Genomic DNA, 18,250 nt, shown 5'->3' with positions numbered 1-18,250 from the left:
TCGCCTTTTTTGTGCCCGGAAATCTTAGCTCGGCATGTTGCGCGCGTAGAAGATTTCGAGCATTTCGTGTTTCACCCGGTCGGTCACCTGAGCGCGTTGCTCGGAGGACAGGTTGCTGGTGGCGTCGCCGAACAGGTAGTTGTCCAGTTCGAAGTTCTTCAGCAGCATTTTGGTGTGGAACAGGTTTTCCTGGTACACGTTCACGTCGGTCATCTGGTACGCGTCGCGGGTGTCTTCGGAGAGGTAGTTCTGGATCGAGTTGATCTCGTGGTCGATGAAGTGCTTGTTGCCTTCAACGTCACGGGTGAAGCCGCGCACACGATAATCCACGGTCACAATGTCCGAATCGAACTGGTGAATGAGGAAATTGAGGGCTTTGAGCGGTGAAATGACACCACACGTCGACACGTCGATGTCCACACGGAAGGTGGCAATACCATCGTCCGGATGAATTTCCGGATAGGTGTGCACCGTGATATGACTCTTGTCGAGGTGGGCCAGGATAATTTCGGGCAACGGGCCCGGCGATTCTTCGATCTGGCTTTCAGTCGGGGTTACCGGCTCTTCAGAAATCAGAATCGTGACGCTGGCGCCCTGAGGTTCATAGTCCTGACTGGCAATATTCAGGATGTTGGCACCAATGATCTCGACAACCTCTGTGAGAATCTGCGTCAGGCGTTTCGCGTTGTACTCTTGATTGATGTACTCGACGTAAGCCTGCTGGTCTTGCGGGGTTTCCGCGTAGCAGATGTCATAGATGTTGAAGCTCAAGGTCTTTGTCAGGTTATTGAACCCGTGGAGCTTGAGTTTGCTTTTCACCGTTAAAAACTCTCTATGTATGCGGCCCGGCCGCGTGATCAAGCATGCCCGTCAAGTGCGAACAACGCACCTGCGTAGGACGGTTAACACCTCTTCGCGATGGCGATTTTGGTTATCTGTTCAGGCGGCTGATCCGTCGGCTGACCGATCACTGCCCTGAAAAAAGTGGCGCATTATGCAGACGTCAGCGAGGGATCGCCAGAGTCTGCACTGCATTTATGATAGTTGAATGTCGGTTCAACCGAGTTCGACGATTTCATAGTCGTGGGTGATCGCCACGCCAGCCGCGCCAAGCATGATCGAGGCGGAGCAATACTTCTCGGCAGACAATTCGATGGCACGCTTGACCTGTGCTTCCTTCAGACCACGGCCCTTGACCACAAAATGCATGTGAATCTTGGTGAACACCTTCGGATCTTCGGTCGCGCGCTCGGCGTCGAGGAAGGCTTCGCAGCTCTCAACGGCCTGGCGGGATTTCTTCAGGATGCTGACCACGTCGAAGTTGCTGCAACCGCCGACACCCAGCAGAAGCATTTCCATCGGACGAACACCCAGATTACGACCACCGGCGTCCGGCGGGCCGTCCATCACCACGACATGACCGCTACCGGATTCGCCGAGGAACATGGCTTCGCCAGCCCATTGGATGCGTGCCTTCATCGCCCAGACTCCACTGTAAAAAAAGGGTCGCCAGCTTAGCACAGGGCTTGGCCCGGACAGCGAGCTACGTTCCTAGGACAGGATGCCCGCGCGCTGTAGGTAATTTCTCGAATTTGCGACGAAGTGTCTGTTAAGCTGGCGCCAATTCGCTGGCGCCCACGTCAGCTGCGTAGCGACCGCCTTCAGCGCCTCATAAAAAAATCAAACATCACCGTGCAGTCTTTTCGGGATACAACCATGGTTGCTATTACCCCCACACCCAAAATCAAGAACCTCGACAAGCTGTTGATGCATTGCCAGCGCCGTCGCCATGCGGCCAAGAGCAACATCATCTGTGCGGGCGATCGCTCGGACACGCTGTACTTCATCATCAAGGGCTCGGTGACAATCCTGATCGAAGATGACGACGGTCGCGAGATGATCATCGCCTACCTCAACGCCGGGGATTTCTTTGGCGAACTGGGCCTGTTCGAGCAAGCAGGTCAGGAGCAGCAACGCAGTGCCTGGGTGCGGGCCAAGGTCGAGTGCGAAACAGCGGAAATCAGCTACGCCAAGTTCCGCGAATTATCGCAACAGGATCCAGACATTCTTTACGTGCTCAGCGGACAAATCGCACAACGCCTGCGCAACACCACGCGCAAGGTCGGTGATCTGGCGTTCTTCGACGTGACCGGCCGGGTGGCGCGCTGCCTGCTGGAACTGTGCAAGCAACCGGACGCGATGACCCACCCGGACGGCATGCAGATCAAGGTGACCCGTCAGGAAATCGGCCGGATTGTTGGCTGTTCGCGGGAGATGGTCGGTCGGGTGCTCAAGGATCTTGAGGAGCGCAACCTGGTCGATGTGAAAGGCAAGACCATGGTGGTCTTCGGTACGCGTTAAGCCCGAAATCAGGCGCTGTAGATCTGCGCCAGCATCAGACGAAACAGCTCATCGAGACGCACCAAGGCCTGTGGCGCCTGAAATTTCTCGTGCAGGGCGATGTGGCTCTCAGCCCGCACCCGCTGCTCCAGGCCACAGGCTTCGTTGAAGCGATTGACCGCTGCAACCATCGATTCGCGTTCGTTATCCATCAGCAGCGCACCGTGCACCAGGCCGACCGGACGCTGTCCGCTCTGGCTCTGGCTCTGGCGCCAGCGCTGGGCCGTGCCGACCATTTTGCGACCATCGAGATTGACGTTGAAGCGACCGTCGCAGAATGCGCCATCGATTTCGCCCAACGATGAGGTGCCGCCCAACTCGTCCAGCAACTGACAGACCGGATCGCAGAGACGGTGGTAGCCGGTTTCTATGCGGTTCAAATCACTTTCGCTGCGGGGTGGTGCGTAGACCAGGGCGATATTGATTGTCGCGGCAGATTGCGGGACGGGTTCGCCGCCGGTTTCGCGCAGCAGGACTGGCCAACCGGCAGCGGCAGAGACTTCGCAGGCGTGATCAAATCCGGGCAGGCGATTGAGGCGGCGCGGCATGACCAGGGCGCGATCGCTGGGTTGCCAGAACAGCAGGCCGAATTCTGAGTCGCCAGCGCAGACCGAGGCCAGCAAATCCTGTTCGGCTTGCAGGCCGGCTTCGATGGTCAGGGGGGTTGGCAGCGACATGGAGGGCTCCGACAGAGTGAACATCTTTAGCGGATTTTAGGGCCTCTTCGCGAGCAAGCTCGCTCCCACAGGAGAAATGCATTCCAATGTGGGAGCGGGCTTGCTCGCGAATGAGTCGACTCGGTCTGGAGCGAATCAGTCGAGGGTCGAACCGCTGATGGACGTGCCACGTTCCGGGAAGAACAGGCGCTGCAGTTCAGTACCCGGGTTCTCGGCGCGCATGAACGCTTCACCGACCAGGAACGAGTACACGTCGCTGATTTCCATCAGTTCGACATCAGCACGATTGAGGATGCCACTCTCGGTGATCACCAGACGATCGCGCGGAATGCGCGGCAGCAGATCAAGGGTGGTTTCGAGGCTGACGTCAAACGTGTGCAGGTTGCGGTTGTTGACCCCGACCAGCGGCGTGTCGAGGGTGTTCAGCGCGCGCTCCAGCTCATCGCCGTCGTGCACTTCGACCAGCACGTCGAGGCCGACGCTTTTGGCGACCGAGGCCAGTTCGGCCATTTTCACGTCATCCAGTGCGGAGACGATCAGCAGCACGCAGTCAGCCCCCAGCGCGCGGGCTTCTACGATCTGGTAAGGATCGATCATGAAGTCCTTGCGGATCACCGGCAGTTTGCACGCGGCGCGGGCCTGCTGCAGGTAGGCATCGGCGCCCTGGAAATAGTCGATGTCGGTCAGCACGGACAGACAGGTTGCCCCGCCCTTCTCGTAGCTTTTGGCGATGTCGGCCGGAACAAAGTTCTCGCGAATCACGCCTTTGCTCGGCGAGGCCTTTTTGATTTCGGCAATCACCGCAGGCTGTTTTTTCTTGGCTTGCGCCAGCAATGCCTGGGCAAAACCACGGGGTGCATCGGCCGCCTTGGCCAGACTTTCCAGCTCGCTCAGGCTCACACGGGCGCTACGCTCGGCGACTTCCTGAACCTTGCGGGCCAGAATGTTTTCCAGAACCGTCGGTACACTCATCCTTCATTCTCCACTTTGAATACCGCGGTAAAGGCACCCAACTCCTCGAGTTTCTCCCGAGCGAGGCCGGTGTGCAGCGCGTCGTGCGCAAGCTCGACGCCCTGTTTCAAACTGCTGGCCAGGTCAGCGGCATACAGCGCCGCACCGGCATTGAGCACAATCATTTCAGCGGCTTTCTGACCGTTCTCGGTCTTGCGCTTGCCAAGTGCGTCGCGGATCAATGCCAGCGATGCTTCCGGGCCTTCGACCGACAAACCGTGCAGGCTCTGGCTTTTCATGCCGAGATCTTCCGGCTCGACCCAATATTCAGTGATTTCGTTGTTTTTCAGCTCGGCGACATAGGTCGGTGCAGCGAGGCTGAACTCATCCAGGCCGTCCTTCGAATGCACCACCAGCACGTGCTTGCTGCCCAGGCGCTGCAAGACTTCGGCCAATGGCCGGCACAATGCCTGAGTGAACACGCCCACCACCTGATGTTTCACACCGGCCGGATTCGTAAGCGGGCCGAGCATGTTGAACAGCGTACGCAGGCCGAGATCGCGGCGCGGGCCGGCGGCGTACTTCATGGCTTTGTGATGGGTCTGGGCGAACATGAAACCGATGCCGACGTTGTCGATGCAACGCGCAACCTGCACCGGCGTCAGGTTCAGATAGATGCCGGCAGCTTCGAGCAAGTCAGCGCTGCCGCTCTTGCCGGACACCGCGCGGTTGCCGTGCTTGGCCACGGTGCAGCCAGCCGCTGCGACAACAAAGGAAGACGCGGTCGAGACGTTGAAGATATTCGCGCCGTCACCGCCGGTGCCGACCACATCGACCACGCCGTCGAGGGTCTTGAGTTCAACCTGGTCGGCCAGCTCACGCATCACCGACACGGCGCCGACGATTTCGTCGATGCTCTCGCTCTTCATGCGCATGGCCATCATGAACGCGCCGATCTGCGCTTCGGTGCACTGACCGGTCATGATTTCGCGCATGACATCGCGCATCTCATCGGTGCTGAGGTCGAGGTGATCGACGATACGGCTCAGGGCTGTCTTGATATTCATGGGAAGTCCTTAGCGCGTGCCGCCGGTTTGTTTGAGGAAGTTGGCAAACAGTTCATGCCCCTGCTCGGTCAGAATCGACTCGGGGTGGAACTGTACGCCCTCGATGTTGAGGGTCTTGTGCCGCAGGCCCATGATTTCATCGACCGAACCGTCATCGTGTTGTGTCCACGCGGTCAGCTCCAGGCAATCGGGCAATGTCGCGTGCTTGACGATCAACGAGTGGTAACGGGTGACGGTCAGCGGATGATTGAGACCGGCAAAGACGCCCTTGTCCTCGTGGAATACCGGACTAGTCTTACCGTGCATCACTTGACGCGCGCGCACTACATCGCCGCCGAAAGCCTGGCCGATGGACTGGTGGCCGAGGCAGACGCCGAGGATCGGCAGCTTGCCGGCGAAGTGTTTGATGGCTTCGATGGAGATGCCAGCTTCGGTCGGCGTGCAAGGGCCTGGCGATACCACGATGCGTTCAGGCTTGAGTGCTTCGATTTCGCCGATGGTCAGTTCGTCGTTGCGCACGACTTTGACGTCGGCACCCAGCTCGCCGAGGTATTGCACAACGTTGTAAGTAAAGGAGTCGTAGTTGTCGATCATCAGCAACATGGCGTGTCGAACCTCTTGAATTCTGATTTGAAAACAGCCTTCAGATCACTTGCCCGCAGGGCGCTGCACGATGTCGGACGCAGGTAGATGCGTCGGCACAGCGGCATTTCAAACAGGCAAGGAAGGCAAAGCGATACAGATCCGGCAGAGCCGGCAAAGAAGATTCAGGCGCGCCAACGCCAGCGGGCGTGTGCCTTGATGACTTGATCCAGAAGTTTGCTGGTGATCAACACGGGGAAGGTCTCGTTCATACGTTCCGGCACAGTAACTTAGCTGGGCGGAGCGTGCAATATGGCCGGGGCTGCGGGAGATAAAACCGGGGAAGGATTCGCGACCGATGGCAAAACGCCGGGAGTTTTTGGTACTGTCGTTTCGTTCACCTACAACAATAAATAAACGGACTTGCTCATGATCAAACAGACGTTGTTTGTACCGCTGGCTGGCTGCCTGCTCGCACTGGCCTGCGCCCAGGCGAATGCTGCACCCAATCCTTATTCGAATTTCATTGTTTTCGGCGACAGCCTGAATGATGCCGGGACCTTCACCGACACTGGCGGCCCGGCCGGCGCCACTCAGCGCTACACCAACCGGACGGGGCCGGTGTATCTGGATGGCAGCGGTGAACTGCGCTCGCTGAACTCCACACAGCTGCTGGGTGGACGGCTCGGATTCACACCGGATCAAACAGCCTCTTCGAGCTCCGCCGTGCGCGCCGATAATGGCCAAGCGGATGGCAACAACTGGGCGGTCGGCGGTTATCGCACCGACCAGATTCTCGACTCGATCACGACTCAATCCGCCACCGGTGAACGCACCCGCGCCGGTTACCTGCCCTCCAACGGTTTCCGTGCTGACCCGAATGCGCTGTATTACATTTCCGGGGGCGGTAACGACTTCCTGCAAGGTCGTATTCTCAGCCTGCCGCAAGCCAACGCTGCCGCCGATCGTCTGGCCGACAGCGTGCAGACCCTGCAAACCGCCGGCGCCAAGTACGTGATGGTCTGGCTGTTGCCTGATGTTGGCCTGACGCCCGCCATCAACGGTACACCGCTGCAAGCCTTCAGCAGCCAGCTCGCCACGCAGTTCAACAGTCAGTTGGTCACACGCCTGCAAGGGATCAACGCCGAAATCATTCCGCTGAACATTCCGGTGCTGCTGTCGGAAGTGTTTGCCGATCCCGGGCGCTTTGGCCTCGCGACCGATCAGAACCTCACCGCGACCTGCTTCAGTGGCAGCGGCTGCACCGAGAACGCCCGTTACGGGATCAACAGCGCGACACCCGATCCGACCAAGCTGATCTATAACGACGGCGTGCACCCGACAGAAGCCGGGCAAAAACTGATCTCCGATTACGCCTATTCACTGCTCGCCGCGCCATGGGAGCTGACGTTGCTACCGGAAATGGCCCACGCCACCGTGCGCGCGCATCAGGATGAACTGCGCAACCAATGGCAGGCGGACTGGGAGAACTGGCAAGCGGTGGGTCAATGGCGCGCCATTGTTTCGGCGGGCGGTCAGCATCTGGATGTCGACAGTCAAAGCAGCGGCGCCAGTGCCGATGGCAGCGGTTACAACCTCAACGTCGGCGGCAGCTACCGCTTGAACGACGCCTGGCGCGTCGGCGTGGCAGGCGGTTTCTACCGGCAGAACCTGGAGGCCGGGCATAACGATTCCGACTACAAACTCAACAGCTACATGGCCACGGCATTTGCCCAGTACCAGCAAAACCGCTGGTGGGCTGACGCCGCATTGACCGGTGGCAAACTCGACTACGACAACCTCAAGCGCAAGTTTGATCTGGGTGCCAGCGAGGGTGCGGAGAAAGGCGACACTGACGGCAGCCTCTGGGCGTTCAGCGCTCGAGTCGGATATGACATTGCCCAGCCGGGCAGCGAGTGGCACCTGTCACCATTTGTCAGCGCCGATTACGCCAGCGTCGATGTCGACGGCTACTCGGAGAAGAGCAACCGCGCCACAGCGCTGACCTTCGATGATCAGACTCGTGACTCGAAACGTCTGGGCCTTGGTTTGCAGGGCAAGTACAACATCACCCCGCAGACCCAGGTTTTTGGTGAGTACGCTCACGAGCGGGAGTACGAGGATGATGTGCAGAAGGTCAACATTGCGCTCAATACCTTGCCGGCCAATGACTTCAAACTTGAGGGTTACACACCGCAGAGTCATTTGAACCGCTTGAGTCTGGGCGTCAGCCACAAGCTCACGGCTGATCTGGCGTTGCGCGGGGGTTATACGTTGCGCAAGGATGATGACTTCAAGCAGCAGGGACTGAATGTCGGGATTGTGCTGGATTTCTGACTTACAGATGCAAAAAAAGCGGTGCCCTTAAAGGCGCCGCTATTTATGGCAATACACAAAGCAAATGTGGGAGCGGGCTTGCTCGCGAATGCATTCAGTCAGTTGATGTAAAAGTCGACTGATCCACCGCTTTCGCGAGCAAGCCCGCTCCCACAGGGGGTTTGTGTTGGCTCAGGCTTCCGGGGTTTGCTCGGCCAGGGCCACAGCGCGGAACATCGCGCGGCGTTTGTTCAGGGTTTCTTCCCATTCCAGGGCCGGCACCGAGTCGGCGACGATGCCGCCACCGGCCTGCACGTGCAGTTCGCCGTTCTTGATCACCGCCGTGCGAATCGCAATCGCGGTGTCCATGTTGCCGTTCCAGGCGAAATAACCGACCGCGCCGCCGTACACACCACGTTTGACCGGTTCGAGTTCATCGATGATTTCCATCGCGCGAATCTTCGGCGCGCCCGACAAGGTGCCGGCCGGCAGAATCGCCCGCAGCGCGTCCATCGCCGTCAACCCGGCTTTCAACTGGCCGGTCACGTTGGAGACGATGTGCATCACGTTGGAATAACGCTCGATGACCATTTTCTCGGTGAGTTTCACCGAGCCAATTTCCGAGACGCGCCCGGTATCGTTACGACCGAGATCGATCAGCATCAAATGCTCGGCGATCTCCTTGTCGTCCGACAGCAGGTCTTCTTCCAGCGCCACATCGGCTTCTTCGGTGGCGCCACGCGGTCGCGTGCCGGCGATCGGACGCACGGTAATCAGGTTGTCTTCAACGCGCACCAGCACTTCCGGCGAACTGCCGACGACGTGGAAATCGCCGAAGTTGAAGAAGTACATGTACGGCGTCGGGTTGAAGCAACGCAGCGCGCGGTACAGATCGATCGGTGCAGCCTTGAAGTCGATCGACATGCGCTGCGACGGCACGACCTGCATGCAGTCTCCGGCCAGGATGTATTCCTTGATGGTGTCGACGGCTTTTTCGTAATCGTCCTGGGTGAAACTGGAGCGGAACACTGGATCAGCTGATTGCTGCTTGCTGAAGTCCAGGCCACGGCGCGGCGTAATCGGCTGACGCAGTTTTTCCAGCAACGCCTGCAGTTGCGCCTGACCTTGCTCGAAGGCATCGGCCTGCGCAGGGTCGGCCAGTACGATCGCGTGCATTTTGCCGGCGAGGTTGTCGAACACCACGACGGCGTCGGAGACCATCAGCAGAATGTCCGGCACACCCAGCGGATCCGGGTTCGGGCACTTGCCCAGACGCTTCTCGACATAGCGCACGCAGTCGTAACCGAAGTAACCGACCAGACCGCCGTTAAAGCGCGGCAGACCGGCGATGGTCGGCACGTTGTAGCGCGCCTTGAAGGTTTCGACGAACGCCAGCGGGTCTTCAACGTCGTGGCTTTCAGTCTCGATACCATCAACGGTGATGCTCACGTGATGATCGTGAACCCGCAGCACGGTGCGGCATGGCAGACCGATGATCGAGTAACGGCCCCATTTCTCGCCACCCTGCACCGACTCGAGCAGGTAGGAGTTGGGCTGGTCGGCCAGTTTCAGGTAGATCGACAGCGGCGTGTCGAAGTCGGCCAGGGTTTCGCAGGCCAACGGGATGCGGTTGTAGCCGTCAGCGGCCAAGCGCAGGAATTCTTCGCGGATCATAAGGTGCCTCGTGGTGTGAGGTGCAAATCAGTCAGGTATGCAAACGCGCCGGCAGGCCGGCCAGGAACAAGTCAGGCGCGCCAACGCCAGCGGGCCAGGGCCTTGATGACTTTCATCCAGAGTTTGCGAGTGACCACCACGATGGCGTTTCCAGAACGGGAGTGAGCAGCGTCGGGCAACGTTATCTCAGCGGCCGTACCGAGGCAACCGGGAATTAGCTTGCGCAGATCGTCGATCACCAGCGCCGGCGATTCCTCGGCAATCGGTCGGCCGTGGTTATAGCCATAACTCAGCGCCACGCACTTGACCCCCGCCGCCTTCGCCGCCAGCACGTCGCTGCGCGAGTCGCCGACGAACAACGATTGCGAGGCCGGGATGTTGGCCATTTTCATCACGAAGAACAGCGCCGCCGGGTCAGGCTTCTTCTGCGGCAAGGTATCGCCGCCGATGATCCATTTGAAGTAACGGCCGATCTTCATCTGATCCAGCAGCGGCGCGACGAAACGCTCCGGCTTGTTGGTGATCAGCGCCATGGCCACGCCTTGCTTGTGCAGCCACTTGAGGGTTTCACGCACGCCGGGATAGACCACGGTCAGCTCATGGCTGGCGCCGTAGGCTTGCATGAAGACTTCCAGCGCGTGCTCGGCCTCGACGTCATCCACTGCCGAATGATCAATGCCACCGGCCAACGCACGGCGCACCAGAACCGGCGCGCCGTTGCCGACCCATTCACGCACCGAGTCAATGCCCGCCGCTTGACGGCCGAGGGAGAGCAGCATGGTGTCCACCGCGGCTGCCAGGTCCGGAACCGAGTCGATCAGTGTGCCATCCAGATCGAACATCACCAGCCGTGGCAGTTTTCCCGGGAACAGCTGCTCAAATCCGCTCATGGGCGGGCCAGCGCCAGTTCGGAGCGCATCTTGTCGATGACTTCCTGATAGTTCGGCGCATTGAAGATCGCCGAGCCGGCGACAAAGGTGTCAGCGCCAGCCGCGGCGATTTCGCGGATGTTGTTGACGTTGACGCCGCCATCGATTTCCAGACGAATATCACGGCCCGAAGCGTCAATGATCGCCCGCGCTTCGCGCAGTTTATCGAGGGTGCCGGGAATGAACTTCTGACCGCCGAAGCCCGGGTTGACGCTCATCAGCAAGACCATGTCGACCTTGTCGATCACGTACTTGAGCACATCCAGCGGGGTCGCGGGGTTGAACACCAGGCCGGATTTGCAGCCGCCTTCACGGATCAGTTGCAGCGAGCGATCAACGTGCAGTGTGGCTTCCGGGTGAAAGGTGATGTAGGTCGCGCCGGCTTCGATGAAATCGCCAACGATGCGATCCACCGGGCTGACCATCAGATGCGCGTCGATCGGCGCGGTGATGCCGTATTTGCGCAATGCCGCGCAAACCATCGGACCGATGGTCAGGTTCGGCACGTAGTGGTTGTCCATGACGTCGAAGTGGACGAAGTCGGCGCCAGCGGCGAGAACGTTGTCCACTTCCTCGCCGAGGCGGGCGAAGTCGGCGGAGAGAATCGACGGAGCAATTACGAAGGGCTGCATGACGCACCTTTTCTGAGCTAAATCACGATGGCGCGCATTGTAGCCTCATGCTTGGGCGCGCGCACCGTGACCGCGATGATTGGGTTGTGCCATGAGTCCGATGTGACCGAGCCTCAGTAGGCGGCGCGGTAGATCTTCTCGATGTCGACGGCGCTGAGCTTGCGCGGGTTGTTGCGCATCAAACGCTCGATTCCCGCCGCTTCCACGGCCATCGCCGGGATCGCGTCTTCGGGCACGCCAAAGCTGCGCAGCCCGGCGGGGATTTCCACCGCCGCGCACAGATCGGTCATCGCTTGCACCGCTTTGTCCGCTGCTTCGCTGGCACTCAGATGAGCGGTCTTCACGCCCATGGCTTCGGCAATATCCTGCATGCGCTCGACGCAGGCCATCTTGTTCCAGGTCATGACATACGGCAGCAGCAAGGCGTTACTCACGCCATGGGCAATGTTGAAACGCCCACCCAGCGGATACGCCAGCGCATGCACCGCGCCAACCCCGGCATTGCCGAACGCCATACCGGCCATCAGGCTGGCGGTGGCCATGTCTTCGCGGGCCTGCAGGTTGGCGCCGTTGGCGTAGGCCTTGGGCAAAGCCTTGGCGATCAGCTTGATGGCGCCGATGGCCAGCGAATCGGTGATCGGCGAGGCATTTACCGACAGATAGGATTCGATGGCGTGCACCAGCGCATCTACACCACTGGCGGCGGTGACGCTGCGCGGGCAGGTCAGAGTCATCTGCGGGCTGACCAGCGCCACGTCCGGTAATAAATAGTCGCTGACGATGCCTTTCTTCAACTGCGCGACTTTGTCCGAAAGGATCGCCACGTTGGTCACTTCGGAACCGGTGCCGGCGGTGGTCGGGATAGCGATCAGCGGCGGGCCTTTGCGCGGCACCTGATCGACGCCGAACAGGTCTTCCAGAGCACCGTGGTAACCGGCGTACGCGGCAACACTTTTGGCGATGTCGATGGCACTGCCACCACCGAGGCCGATCAAGCCGTCATGTCCGCCTTCGCGGTAAGCACGCATGCAGTCTTCGACGATGGCGATTTCCGGGTCTGGCAGTACACGGTCGAAGATCTCGTAGTCGCGCCCGCCGAGTTGCACCAGTGCCAGCTCGACGGTACCGGACTTGACCAGGGCGGCGTCGGTGACGATCAGCGGATTGTCGATGTCCAGGCGGGTGAGTTCGGCGGCCAGTTGCTCGATGGCTGCGGCGCCGGTGATCAGTTTGTGAGCGATTTTGAACTGGGACAGACTCATCGTGCGCAGCCTCTTATAGATGTGGGAGCTGGGCACAAGATTAGCTGGGGATTTGGGGTTGTCTGCTATTCAGGTCATGAATGATCAAAAGCAAAAGCCCCTCACCCTAGCCCTCTCCCAAAGGGAGAGGGGACCGACCGAGGTGAATGGAAGAGATACACCGACGTGCGATACCGCGTCGAACTCCGGCCTTGAAAAGCACGAATATCTGCTCCCTTTCCCCTCTACCCCTTGGGGGAGAGGGCTGGGGTGAGGGGGTAAGCTTTTGATCTGGCCCTTAAACCTGAGCAGTGCGCAGTTTCTCGCTACGACCGCGCAGCCATTCCAGAGTCAGCAGCAGGATGACGGAGAAGGCAATCAGCAAAGTAGCCGCCGCCGCAATCGTCGGGCTAAGGTTCTCGCGAATCCCGCTAAACATTTGCCGAGGCAACGTCGCCTGCTCAGGCCCGGCCAGAAACAGCGTCACCACCACCTCATCAAACGAAGTCGCAAACGCAAACAGCGCCCCGGAAATCACACCCGGCGCAATCAGCGGCAAGGTCACCCGACGGAACGCGGTGAGTGGCGATGCGCCGAGACTCGCAGCAGCACGCACCAGATTATGATTAAACCCCTGCAACGTCGCCGACACCGTGATAATCACAAACGGCACACCCAACACCGCGTGCACCACAATCAGCGAGAAGAAGCTGTTACCCAAACCCAGCGGCGCAAAAAACAGATAACTCGCCACACCGATGATCACCACAGGCACCACCATCGGCGAAATCACCAGCGCCATCACCAGCGACTTGCCCGGAAAGTCACCACGGGTCAGGCCAATCGCCGCCAGCGTGCCGAAGATCATCGCCAGCACCGTTGCCGCCGGAGCGACGATGATGCTGTTCTTCAACGCACGCATCCATTCCGCCGAAGCAAAGAAGTCGTGGTACCACTGCAGCGAAAAGCCCTGCAGCGGATAAACCAGAAAACTGCCCGAGTTGAACGACAACGGCACGATCACCAGCACCGGCAGAATCAGGAACAACAGGATCAGGCCGCAGAGTATCCGCAGGCTGTAGAACCACACCCGTTCGATGGGCGACATGTAAGGACTCAGCATTTCCAATTCCCCTTAGCTCAGGCGCAGGCGACTGGCGCCCACCAGCCAGCTGTAAATCAGATAAAGCACCACGGTCGCGAGCAGCAACAGCCCGCCCAGCGCGGTGGCCATGCCCCAGTTGATGCTGGTGTTGGTGTAGAACGCGACGAAGTAGCTGACCATTTGATCGTTCGGGCTGCCGAGCAGCGCCGGGGTGATGTAGTAGCCGATGGCGAGGATGAACACCAACAGGCAACCGGCGCCGACACCGGCGTAGGTCTGCGGGAAGTACACCCGCCAGAAACTGGCGAACGGGTGGCAGCCGAGGGAAATCGCCGCGCGCATGTAGGTCGGCGAGATGCCTTTCATCACGCTGTAGATCGGCAGGATCATGAACGGCAGCAGGATGTGCACCATCGAGATGTACACACCGGTGCGGTTGAACACCAGTTCCAGCGGTTTATCGATGATGCCCATCGCCATCAGCGCGCTGTTGATCAACCCGCCCGATTGCAACAACACGATCCAGGCGGCTACACGCACCAGAATCGAGGTCCAGAACGGCAGCAGCACCAGAATCATCAGCAGGTTGCTTTGCCGCGATGGCAGGTTCGCCAGCAGGTAAGCCAGTGGATAGGCGAGCAGCAGGCAGATCACGGTGATGATCAGCCCCATCCAGAAGGTGCGGGCAAAGATGTCGAGGTAGATAGCCTGATCCGGGGTGGCCGGGGCGATTTCGCCGAGGTCGTCGATACGGTGATCGACCGCCGCCAACAGATAGTAAGGCGTGATGCTGCTGGTGTTGCGTTTGACCGCTTGCCAGTAGGCCGGGTCGCCCCAACGCTCGTCCAGACCTTCGAGTGCTTCTTTATAAGAGGCCGGTTCGCTGGCGAATGGCAGCGCCCGGGCGGTTTTGGTCAGCAGGCTGCGATAACCGGCCAACTCCATGTTCAAGCGCTTGGACAGATCGCCCAGCGTCTGGTTTTTGCGCGCTTCGGCGAGGTCTTCGCCGGCAGCTTTGTAGACTGGTTCAGCGGGCAGGCCACGGCCGTCCCAACTGGCGATGGCCGCCACGGTGCGCGGCATGCCGCCGACCACTTCGGGGTTGCCGACGCTTTTGTAGAGCAGCGCCACGATCGGCACCAGAAACACCAGCAACAGAAACAGCACCAGCGGCGCAATCAGCGCTTGAGCCTTCCAGCGGTTGACCCGCTCGGCATGCTTGAGCTTCTGCTTCAAGGTGGGGCTGGTGCCCTCGTTCAGGGGAACGGCGATGGCCATGACGTACTCCGCAAATCTTTGATCGTTACAGAGGTGGCGAGCCACCTCGATCGATTGATGCACACAGATCCAAATGTGGGAGCGGGCTTGCTCGCGAAGGCGGCGCATCAGTCGACATCAACGTTGAATGTACTGGCGCCTTCGCGAGCAAGCTCGCTCCCACAGGAGAGCGAGCCCTCGGTTATTTCGCAGCCCAGGAATTGAAGCGCTGTTCCAGTTGCTCGCCGTTGTCAGCCCAGAAACTGACGTCGATCTGCACCTGGTTGGCAATGTTTTCCGGGGTGGTCGGCATGTCTTTCAGAACATCCTTGGCCAGCAGCGGCACAGCCTGGGTATTGGCCGGGCCGTAAGCGATGTTTTCCGAGTAGGTCTTCTGCTGCTGCGGTTGTACCGAGAAGGCGATGAACTTCTTCGCCGCTTCCGCACGCTTGGCGTCCAGACCTTTCGGTATGGCCCAGGCGTCGAAGTCGTAGATGCCGCCGTTCCACACCACTTTCAGGTTGGATTCTTTCTGCACCGCCGCGATGCGACCGTTGTAGGCCGAACTCATCACTACGTCACCGGAAGCGAGGTACTGCGGCGGTTGTGCGCCGGCTTCCCACCACTGGATGTTCGGCTTCAACTCATCAAGCTTTTTGAACGCGCGATCCTGACCCCCCTTGCTCGCCAGTTCCTTGTAGACGTCTTTCGGCGCAACGCCGTCGGCCATCAGCGCGAATTCGAGGGTGTATTTGGCGCCTTTGCGCAGGCCACGCTTGCCCGGGAATTTTTTCGTGTCCCAGAAATCCGCCCAACTGGTCGGCGCGGTTTTCAGCTTGTCGGCGTTGTAAGCCAGTACGGTCGACCAAACGAAGAAGCCTACGCCGCAAGGCTGAATCGCGCCTTTGACGTAATCTTCGCTCTTGCCGAACAGTGCCGGGTCGAGTTGTTCGAACATGTCTTCGTCGCAACCACGGGACAGCTCTGGCGATTCAACTTCGACCAGGTCCCACGACACGCTCTTGGTGTCGACCATGGCTTTGACCTTGGCCATTTCGCCGTTGTATTCGCCGGCGACGATCTTGCCGTTGCCCGCCGCTTCCCATGGTGCATAGAAGGCTTTGACTTGCGCCGCCTTGTTCGCCCCGCCAAACGACACCACGGTCAAGTCCGGGCCGGCGGCCATCGCGCCGGTCGCACCCATCAGGCCCAGGGTCAGGGCGGTGAACTTCAGGGATCTCAACATTTATTGTTCTCTCCACGTGCAGGGTTGGTGTTGGTATTGCCGGGGCGATTAATGCGCCTCTAAAAGTGGGTCAAGCGCGCGAACGTGCTCGACCTGCCAGCCAAGCGGTACCACGTCACCGACAGCGAGCGCAGGATCGAGCTCGGCAATCGGTTGTTTCACGAAGAAGTCGGTCTTGCCGCAGACTTCCAGGCGCACCCGGACGTGGTCGCCCAGGTAGATGAATTCCGCCACCCTCCCTGAGAAGCGGTTAACGCATTGATCACTGGAACCGTTGAGGCTGACGCGCTCCGGACGGATCGACAGGGTTACCGGTTCGCCGGTCTGGCCAACGTTGACCGCCAGCGCCTCGACCTTTTCTCCACGGCCCAACTCGACCACGCAGCGCTCGCCGCTCTGGCTGAGCAGGCGGCCGTTGAGGCGGTTGTTCTCACCAATGAAGTTGGCGACAAAGGTATTTTTCGGCTCTTCGTAGAGCGTGCGCGGTGGGGCGATCTGCTGGATTTCGCCTTGATGGAACACCGCCACTCGGTCGGACATGGTCAGCGCTTCCCCCTGATCGTGGGTCACGTAGACCACGGTCACACCGAGGCGCTGGTGCAGGTGTTTGATTTCCATCTGCATGTGTTCGCGCAGTTGTTTGTCGAGAGCGCCAAGGGGTTCGTCCATCAGCACCAGTTGCGGCTCGAACACCAAGGCGCGGGCCAACGCCACACGTTGCTGCTGACCGCCGGACAACTGCGCCGGGTAGCGTGAAGCGAACGCGTCGAGTTGAACCATGCTCAGGACTTTCTTGACCTTGTCGTTGACGTCGCTTTTGTTCAGCCCTCGGACGGTCAGTGGAAACGCGAGGTTTTCCGCCACGGTCATGTGCGGGAACAGTGCGTAGTTCTGGAACACCATGCCGATGTCGCGCTTGTGCGGCGGCACGTTGTTGATCGAGCGCCCGGCCAGCAGAATCTCGCCAGCGGTCGGCGTTTCGAAACCGGCGAGCATCATCAGGCTGGTGGTCTTGCCCGAACCGGACGGCCCGAGCAAGGTGAGGAATTCGCCTTTGCGAATGTCCAGGTTGAGGTCTTTGACGATCAGGTTCTCGCCGTCGTAGCTCTTCTGCACTCCACGAAAGCTGACCAGCACATCGCTGGCTCCTGCGTTTGTTTCGACCTGGCTCATACCCACACCTTTGTTGTTGATAACTGCTTGTGGATTAAGCCTAGTGGTTGCTGACAGGCGCGCAAATCGGGGCGCAGGAGAGAATCGCCTCAGCCGGATGGAAGATTGGGGGTAGGGATTGCCCTACAGGGATGGCGCGCATTGGCAAGCGAGCTACGAGTGCCAGGCTGCAAGCCGCGAGAACAAGCACAAGCGCCTGTCGCTGACAGATATGCCCCCGATACCAGCCACAAACAGATCCCTTGTGGGAGCGGGCTTGCTCGCGAACGCGGTGGCTAATTCAACTCACTCTGTGGCTGCTACACCGCATTCGCGAGCAAGCCCGCTCCCACAGGTTTGATTGCGGTGATCTTTAAAGGAGTTTGTGTTCCATCGCGTATTTGACCAGTTCGGCCAGCGAGGTGATGTTGAGCTTTTGCATCAGCCGCGCCTTGTGAGTGCTGATGGTTTTGCTGCTCAGGGCCAGTTGCTGGGCGATGTCGTTGACGTTGGCGCCCTGGGCCAGGCGCTCGAACACCGAGAACTCGCGTTCGGACAGCAACGAGTGCAGCGGCCGCGCATCGGTCAGGCCGACTTCGAAAACCATGCGGTCCGCCAGATCCGGATCGATGTATCGCCCACCCGCCGCGACTTTGCGAATGGCAGTGAGCAACAGCGCCGGATCGCTGTCCTTGGTTGCATACCCCGCTGCGCCGACCTTCAGCGCCCGCGCGGCCATCTGCGCTTCGTCGTGCATCGACAGCACCAGAATCGCCGGCGGATTGTTCAGCGCACGGATTCGCGGGATTGCTTCGAGGCCGTTGACCCCTGGCATGGAAATATCGAGCAGCACCACTTCGCACGGAATATGGCGCAGGGTTTCGAGCAGTTGTTCACCGTTGCTCGCCTCGCCCACCACTTGCAGATCCTTGGCCAGGCCGATCAATTGCTTGATGCCTTCGCGGACGATGGTGTGGTCTTCGGCTACCAGTACACGGATCAATTCTTTTCTCCAGATTTC

17 protein-coding genes are annotated in these 18,250 nt (G+C 59.7%); 2 read left to right on the top strand and 15 right to left on the bottom strand.

Features of this window, described 5'->3' with window-relative positions; translation table 11 throughout:
- Nucleotides 1-24: 24 nt before the first annotated feature.
- Both speD and ACM6IV_RS16140 read right to left on the bottom strand, forming a co-directional pair.
- The gene (gene speD / locus ACM6IV_RS16145; protein WP_414870744.1) at nucleotides 25-819 is read right to left on the bottom strand and encodes an adenosylmethionine decarboxylase; all 795 of its coding nucleotides are present in this window, start codon (nucleotides 817-819) and stop codon (nucleotides 25-27) included.
- 237 nt (nucleotides 820-1,056) lie between these two features.
- On the bottom strand, nucleotides 1,057-1,479 hold the full coding sequence (locus tag ACM6IV_RS16140; RefSeq protein WP_016772921.1) for an OsmC family protein: 423 nt from the start codon (nucleotides 1,477-1,479) through the stop codon (nucleotides 1,057-1,059).
- Between the two features lie 237 nt (nucleotides 1,480-1,716).
- On the opposite strand from ACM6IV_RS16140, the gene crp reads away from it, so the two are divergent.
- Nucleotides 1,717-2,361, top strand: a complete 645-nt coding sequence (crp, locus tag ACM6IV_RS16135) for a cAMP-activated global transcriptional regulator CRP (RefSeq protein ID WP_095122650.1) — start codon at nucleotides 1,717-1,719, stop codon at nucleotides 2,359-2,361.
- Nucleotides 2,362-2,369: 8 nt separating this feature from the next.
- Here the strand turns inward: crp and ACM6IV_RS16130 are convergent, their stop codons facing one another.
- From ACM6IV_RS16130 to ACM6IV_RS16115, 4 genes are all read right to left on the bottom strand, one after another.
- Nucleotides 2,370-3,077: a biotin/lipoate A/B protein ligase family protein gene (locus ACM6IV_RS16130; protein ID WP_414870743.1), complete on the bottom strand. Its 708-nt coding sequence runs from the start codon at nucleotides 3,075-3,077 to the stop codon at nucleotides 2,370-2,372.
- Nucleotides 3,078-3,212: 135 nt separating this feature from the next.
- Nucleotides 3,213-4,049, bottom strand: coding sequence for an indole-3-glycerol phosphate synthase TrpC (gene trpC, locus ACM6IV_RS16125; protein WP_414870742.1), 837 nt, complete (start codon nucleotides 4,047-4,049; stop codon nucleotides 3,213-3,215).
- Complete coding sequence (trpD, locus tag ACM6IV_RS16120; RefSeq protein ID WP_414870741.1) at nucleotides 4,046-5,095, bottom strand: anthranilate phosphoribosyltransferase; 1,050 nt, start codon at nucleotides 5,093-5,095, stop codon at nucleotides 4,046-4,048. Before trpD ends, trpC begins: the two co-directional genes overlap by 4 nt.
- 9 nt (nucleotides 5,096-5,104) lie before the next feature.
- The gene (locus ACM6IV_RS16115; RefSeq protein WP_414870740.1) at nucleotides 5,105-5,698 is read right to left on the bottom strand and encodes an aminodeoxychorismate/anthranilate synthase component II; all 594 of its coding nucleotides are present in this window, start codon (nucleotides 5,696-5,698) and stop codon (nucleotides 5,105-5,107) included.
- Between the two features lie 408 nt (nucleotides 5,699-6,106).
- Here ACM6IV_RS16115 and estP point away from each other — a divergent pair, with 408 nt between their 5' ends.
- Entirely contained in the window at nucleotides 6,107-8,014 is a 1,908-nt protein-coding gene (gene estP / locus ACM6IV_RS16110) for an esterase EstP (protein WP_414870739.1), read from the top strand.
- A gap of 171 nt (nucleotides 8,015-8,185) precedes the next feature.
- Here estP and trpE read toward each other — a convergent pair whose 3' ends face one another.
- The 9 genes from trpE to ACM6IV_RS16065 form a co-directional block, all read right to left on the bottom strand.
- A complete protein-coding gene (trpE, locus tag ACM6IV_RS16105) occupies nucleotides 8,186-9,667 on the bottom strand; it encodes an anthranilate synthase component I (protein ID WP_414870738.1) in 1,482 nt (493 codons plus the stop codon).
- Between the two features lie 71 nt (nucleotides 9,668-9,738).
- Nucleotides 9,739-10,557, bottom strand: a complete 819-nt coding sequence (locus ACM6IV_RS16100) for a phosphoglycolate phosphatase (protein WP_414870737.1) — start codon at nucleotides 10,555-10,557, stop codon at nucleotides 9,739-9,741.
- Nucleotides 10,554-11,228 carry a ribulose-phosphate 3-epimerase gene (rpe, locus tag ACM6IV_RS16095; RefSeq protein ID WP_003228808.1) on the bottom strand — a complete coding sequence of 225 codons (675 nt, stop codon included), beginning with the start codon at nucleotides 11,226-11,228 and terminating at the stop codon, nucleotides 10,554-10,556. The genes ACM6IV_RS16100 and rpe overlap by 4 nt, the downstream gene beginning before the upstream one ends.
- A gap of 113 nt (nucleotides 11,229-11,341) precedes the next feature.
- Nucleotides 11,342-12,490, bottom strand: a complete 1,149-nt coding sequence (locus ACM6IV_RS16090; RefSeq protein WP_414870736.1) for an iron-containing alcohol dehydrogenase — start codon at nucleotides 12,488-12,490, stop codon at nucleotides 11,342-11,344.
- 277 nt (nucleotides 12,491-12,767) lie between these two features.
- On the bottom strand, nucleotides 12,768-13,592 hold the full coding sequence (locus ACM6IV_RS16085) for an ABC transporter permease (protein ID WP_093097808.1): 825 nt from the start codon (nucleotides 13,590-13,592) through the stop codon (nucleotides 12,768-12,770).
- Nucleotides 13,593-13,604: 12 nt separating this feature from the next.
- Nucleotides 13,605-14,852 carry an ABC transporter permease gene (locus ACM6IV_RS16080; RefSeq protein WP_414870735.1) on the bottom strand — a complete coding sequence of 416 codons (1,248 nt, stop codon included), beginning with the start codon at nucleotides 14,850-14,852 and terminating at the stop codon, nucleotides 13,605-13,607.
- A 181-nt stretch (nucleotides 14,853-15,033) separates the two neighbouring features.
- Nucleotides 15,034-16,077, bottom strand: coding sequence for an ABC transporter substrate-binding protein (locus tag ACM6IV_RS16075; RefSeq protein ID WP_414870734.1), 1,044 nt, complete (start codon nucleotides 16,075-16,077; stop codon nucleotides 15,034-15,036).
- Nucleotides 16,078-16,125: 48 nt separating this feature from the next.
- On the bottom strand, nucleotides 16,126-17,250 hold the full coding sequence (locus ACM6IV_RS16070) for an ABC transporter ATP-binding protein (RefSeq protein ID WP_414870733.1): 1,125 nt from the start codon (nucleotides 17,248-17,250) through the stop codon (nucleotides 16,126-16,128).
- A gap of 352 nt (nucleotides 17,251-17,602) precedes the next feature.
- On the bottom strand, nucleotides 17,603-18,232 hold the full coding sequence (locus ACM6IV_RS16065) for a response regulator transcription factor (RefSeq protein ID WP_038363404.1): 630 nt from the start codon (nucleotides 18,230-18,232) through the stop codon (nucleotides 17,603-17,605).
- Nucleotides 18,233-18,250: the final 18 nt, after the last annotated feature.

The organism is Pseudomonas sp. IT-347P, from assembly GCF_949768005.1.
Taxonomy (GTDB): Bacteria; Pseudomonadota; Gammaproteobacteria; order Pseudomonadales; family Pseudomonadaceae; genus Aquipseudomonas.
The sequence above is the reverse complement of the archived record's forward strand: the minus strand, read 5'-3'. Positions and strand labels throughout refer to the sequence as shown.

Bases quoted from the DNA above. Each gene is read 5' to 3' on its own strand.
- crp (WP_095122650.1), top strand. From the start codon at position 1,717: ATGGTTGCTATTACCCCCACACCCAAAATCAAGAACCTCGACAAGCTG.
- trpD (WP_414870741.1), bottom strand. From the start codon at position 5,095: ATGAATATCAAGACAGCCCTGAGCCGTATCGTCGATCACCTCGACCTC.
- ACM6IV_RS16070 (WP_414870733.1), bottom strand. From the start codon at position 17,250: ATGAGCCAGGTCGAAACAAACGCAGGAGCCAGCGATGTGCTGGTCAGC.
- ACM6IV_RS16115 (WP_414870740.1), bottom strand. From the start codon at position 5,698: ATGTTGCTGATGATCGACAACTACGACTCCTTTACTTACAACGTTGTG.
- trpE (WP_414870738.1), bottom strand. From the start codon at position 9,667: ATGATCCGCGAAGAATTCCTGCGCTTGGCCGCTGACGGCTACAACCGC.
- ACM6IV_RS16130 (WP_414870743.1), bottom strand. From the start codon at position 3,077: ATGTCGCTGCCAACCCCCCTGACCATCGAAGCCGGCCTGCAAGCCGAA.
- ACM6IV_RS16140 (WP_016772921.1), bottom strand. From the start codon at position 1,479: ATGAAGGCACGCATCCAATGGGCTGGCGAAGCCATGTTCCTCGGCGAA.
- ACM6IV_RS16085 (WP_093097808.1), bottom strand. From the start codon at position 13,592: ATGCTGAGTCCTTACATGTCGCCCATCGAACGGGTGTGGTTCTACAGC.
- ACM6IV_RS16075 (WP_414870734.1), bottom strand. From the start codon at position 16,077: ATGTTGAGATCCCTGAAGTTCACCGCCCTGACCCTGGGCCTGATGGGT.
- ACM6IV_RS16100 (WP_414870737.1), bottom strand. From the start codon at position 10,557: ATGAGCGGATTTGAGCAGCTGTTCCCGGGAAAACTGCCACGGCTGGTG.
- rpe (WP_003228808.1), bottom strand. From the start codon at position 11,228: ATGCAGCCCTTCGTAATTGCTCCGTCGATTCTCTCCGCCGACTTCGCC.
- trpC (WP_414870742.1), bottom strand. From the start codon at position 4,049: ATGAGTGTACCGACGGTTCTGGAAAACATTCTGGCCCGCAAGGTTCAG.
- ACM6IV_RS16090 (WP_414870736.1), bottom strand. From the start codon at position 12,490: ATGAGTCTGTCCCAGTTCAAAATCGCTCACAAACTGATCACCGGCGCC.
- estP (WP_414870739.1), top strand. From the start codon at position 6,107: ATGATCAAACAGACGTTGTTTGTACCGCTGGCTGGCTGCCTGCTCGCA.
- ACM6IV_RS16080 (WP_414870735.1), bottom strand. From the start codon at position 14,852: ATGGCCATCGCCGTTCCCCTGAACGAGGGCACCAGCCCCACCTTGAAG.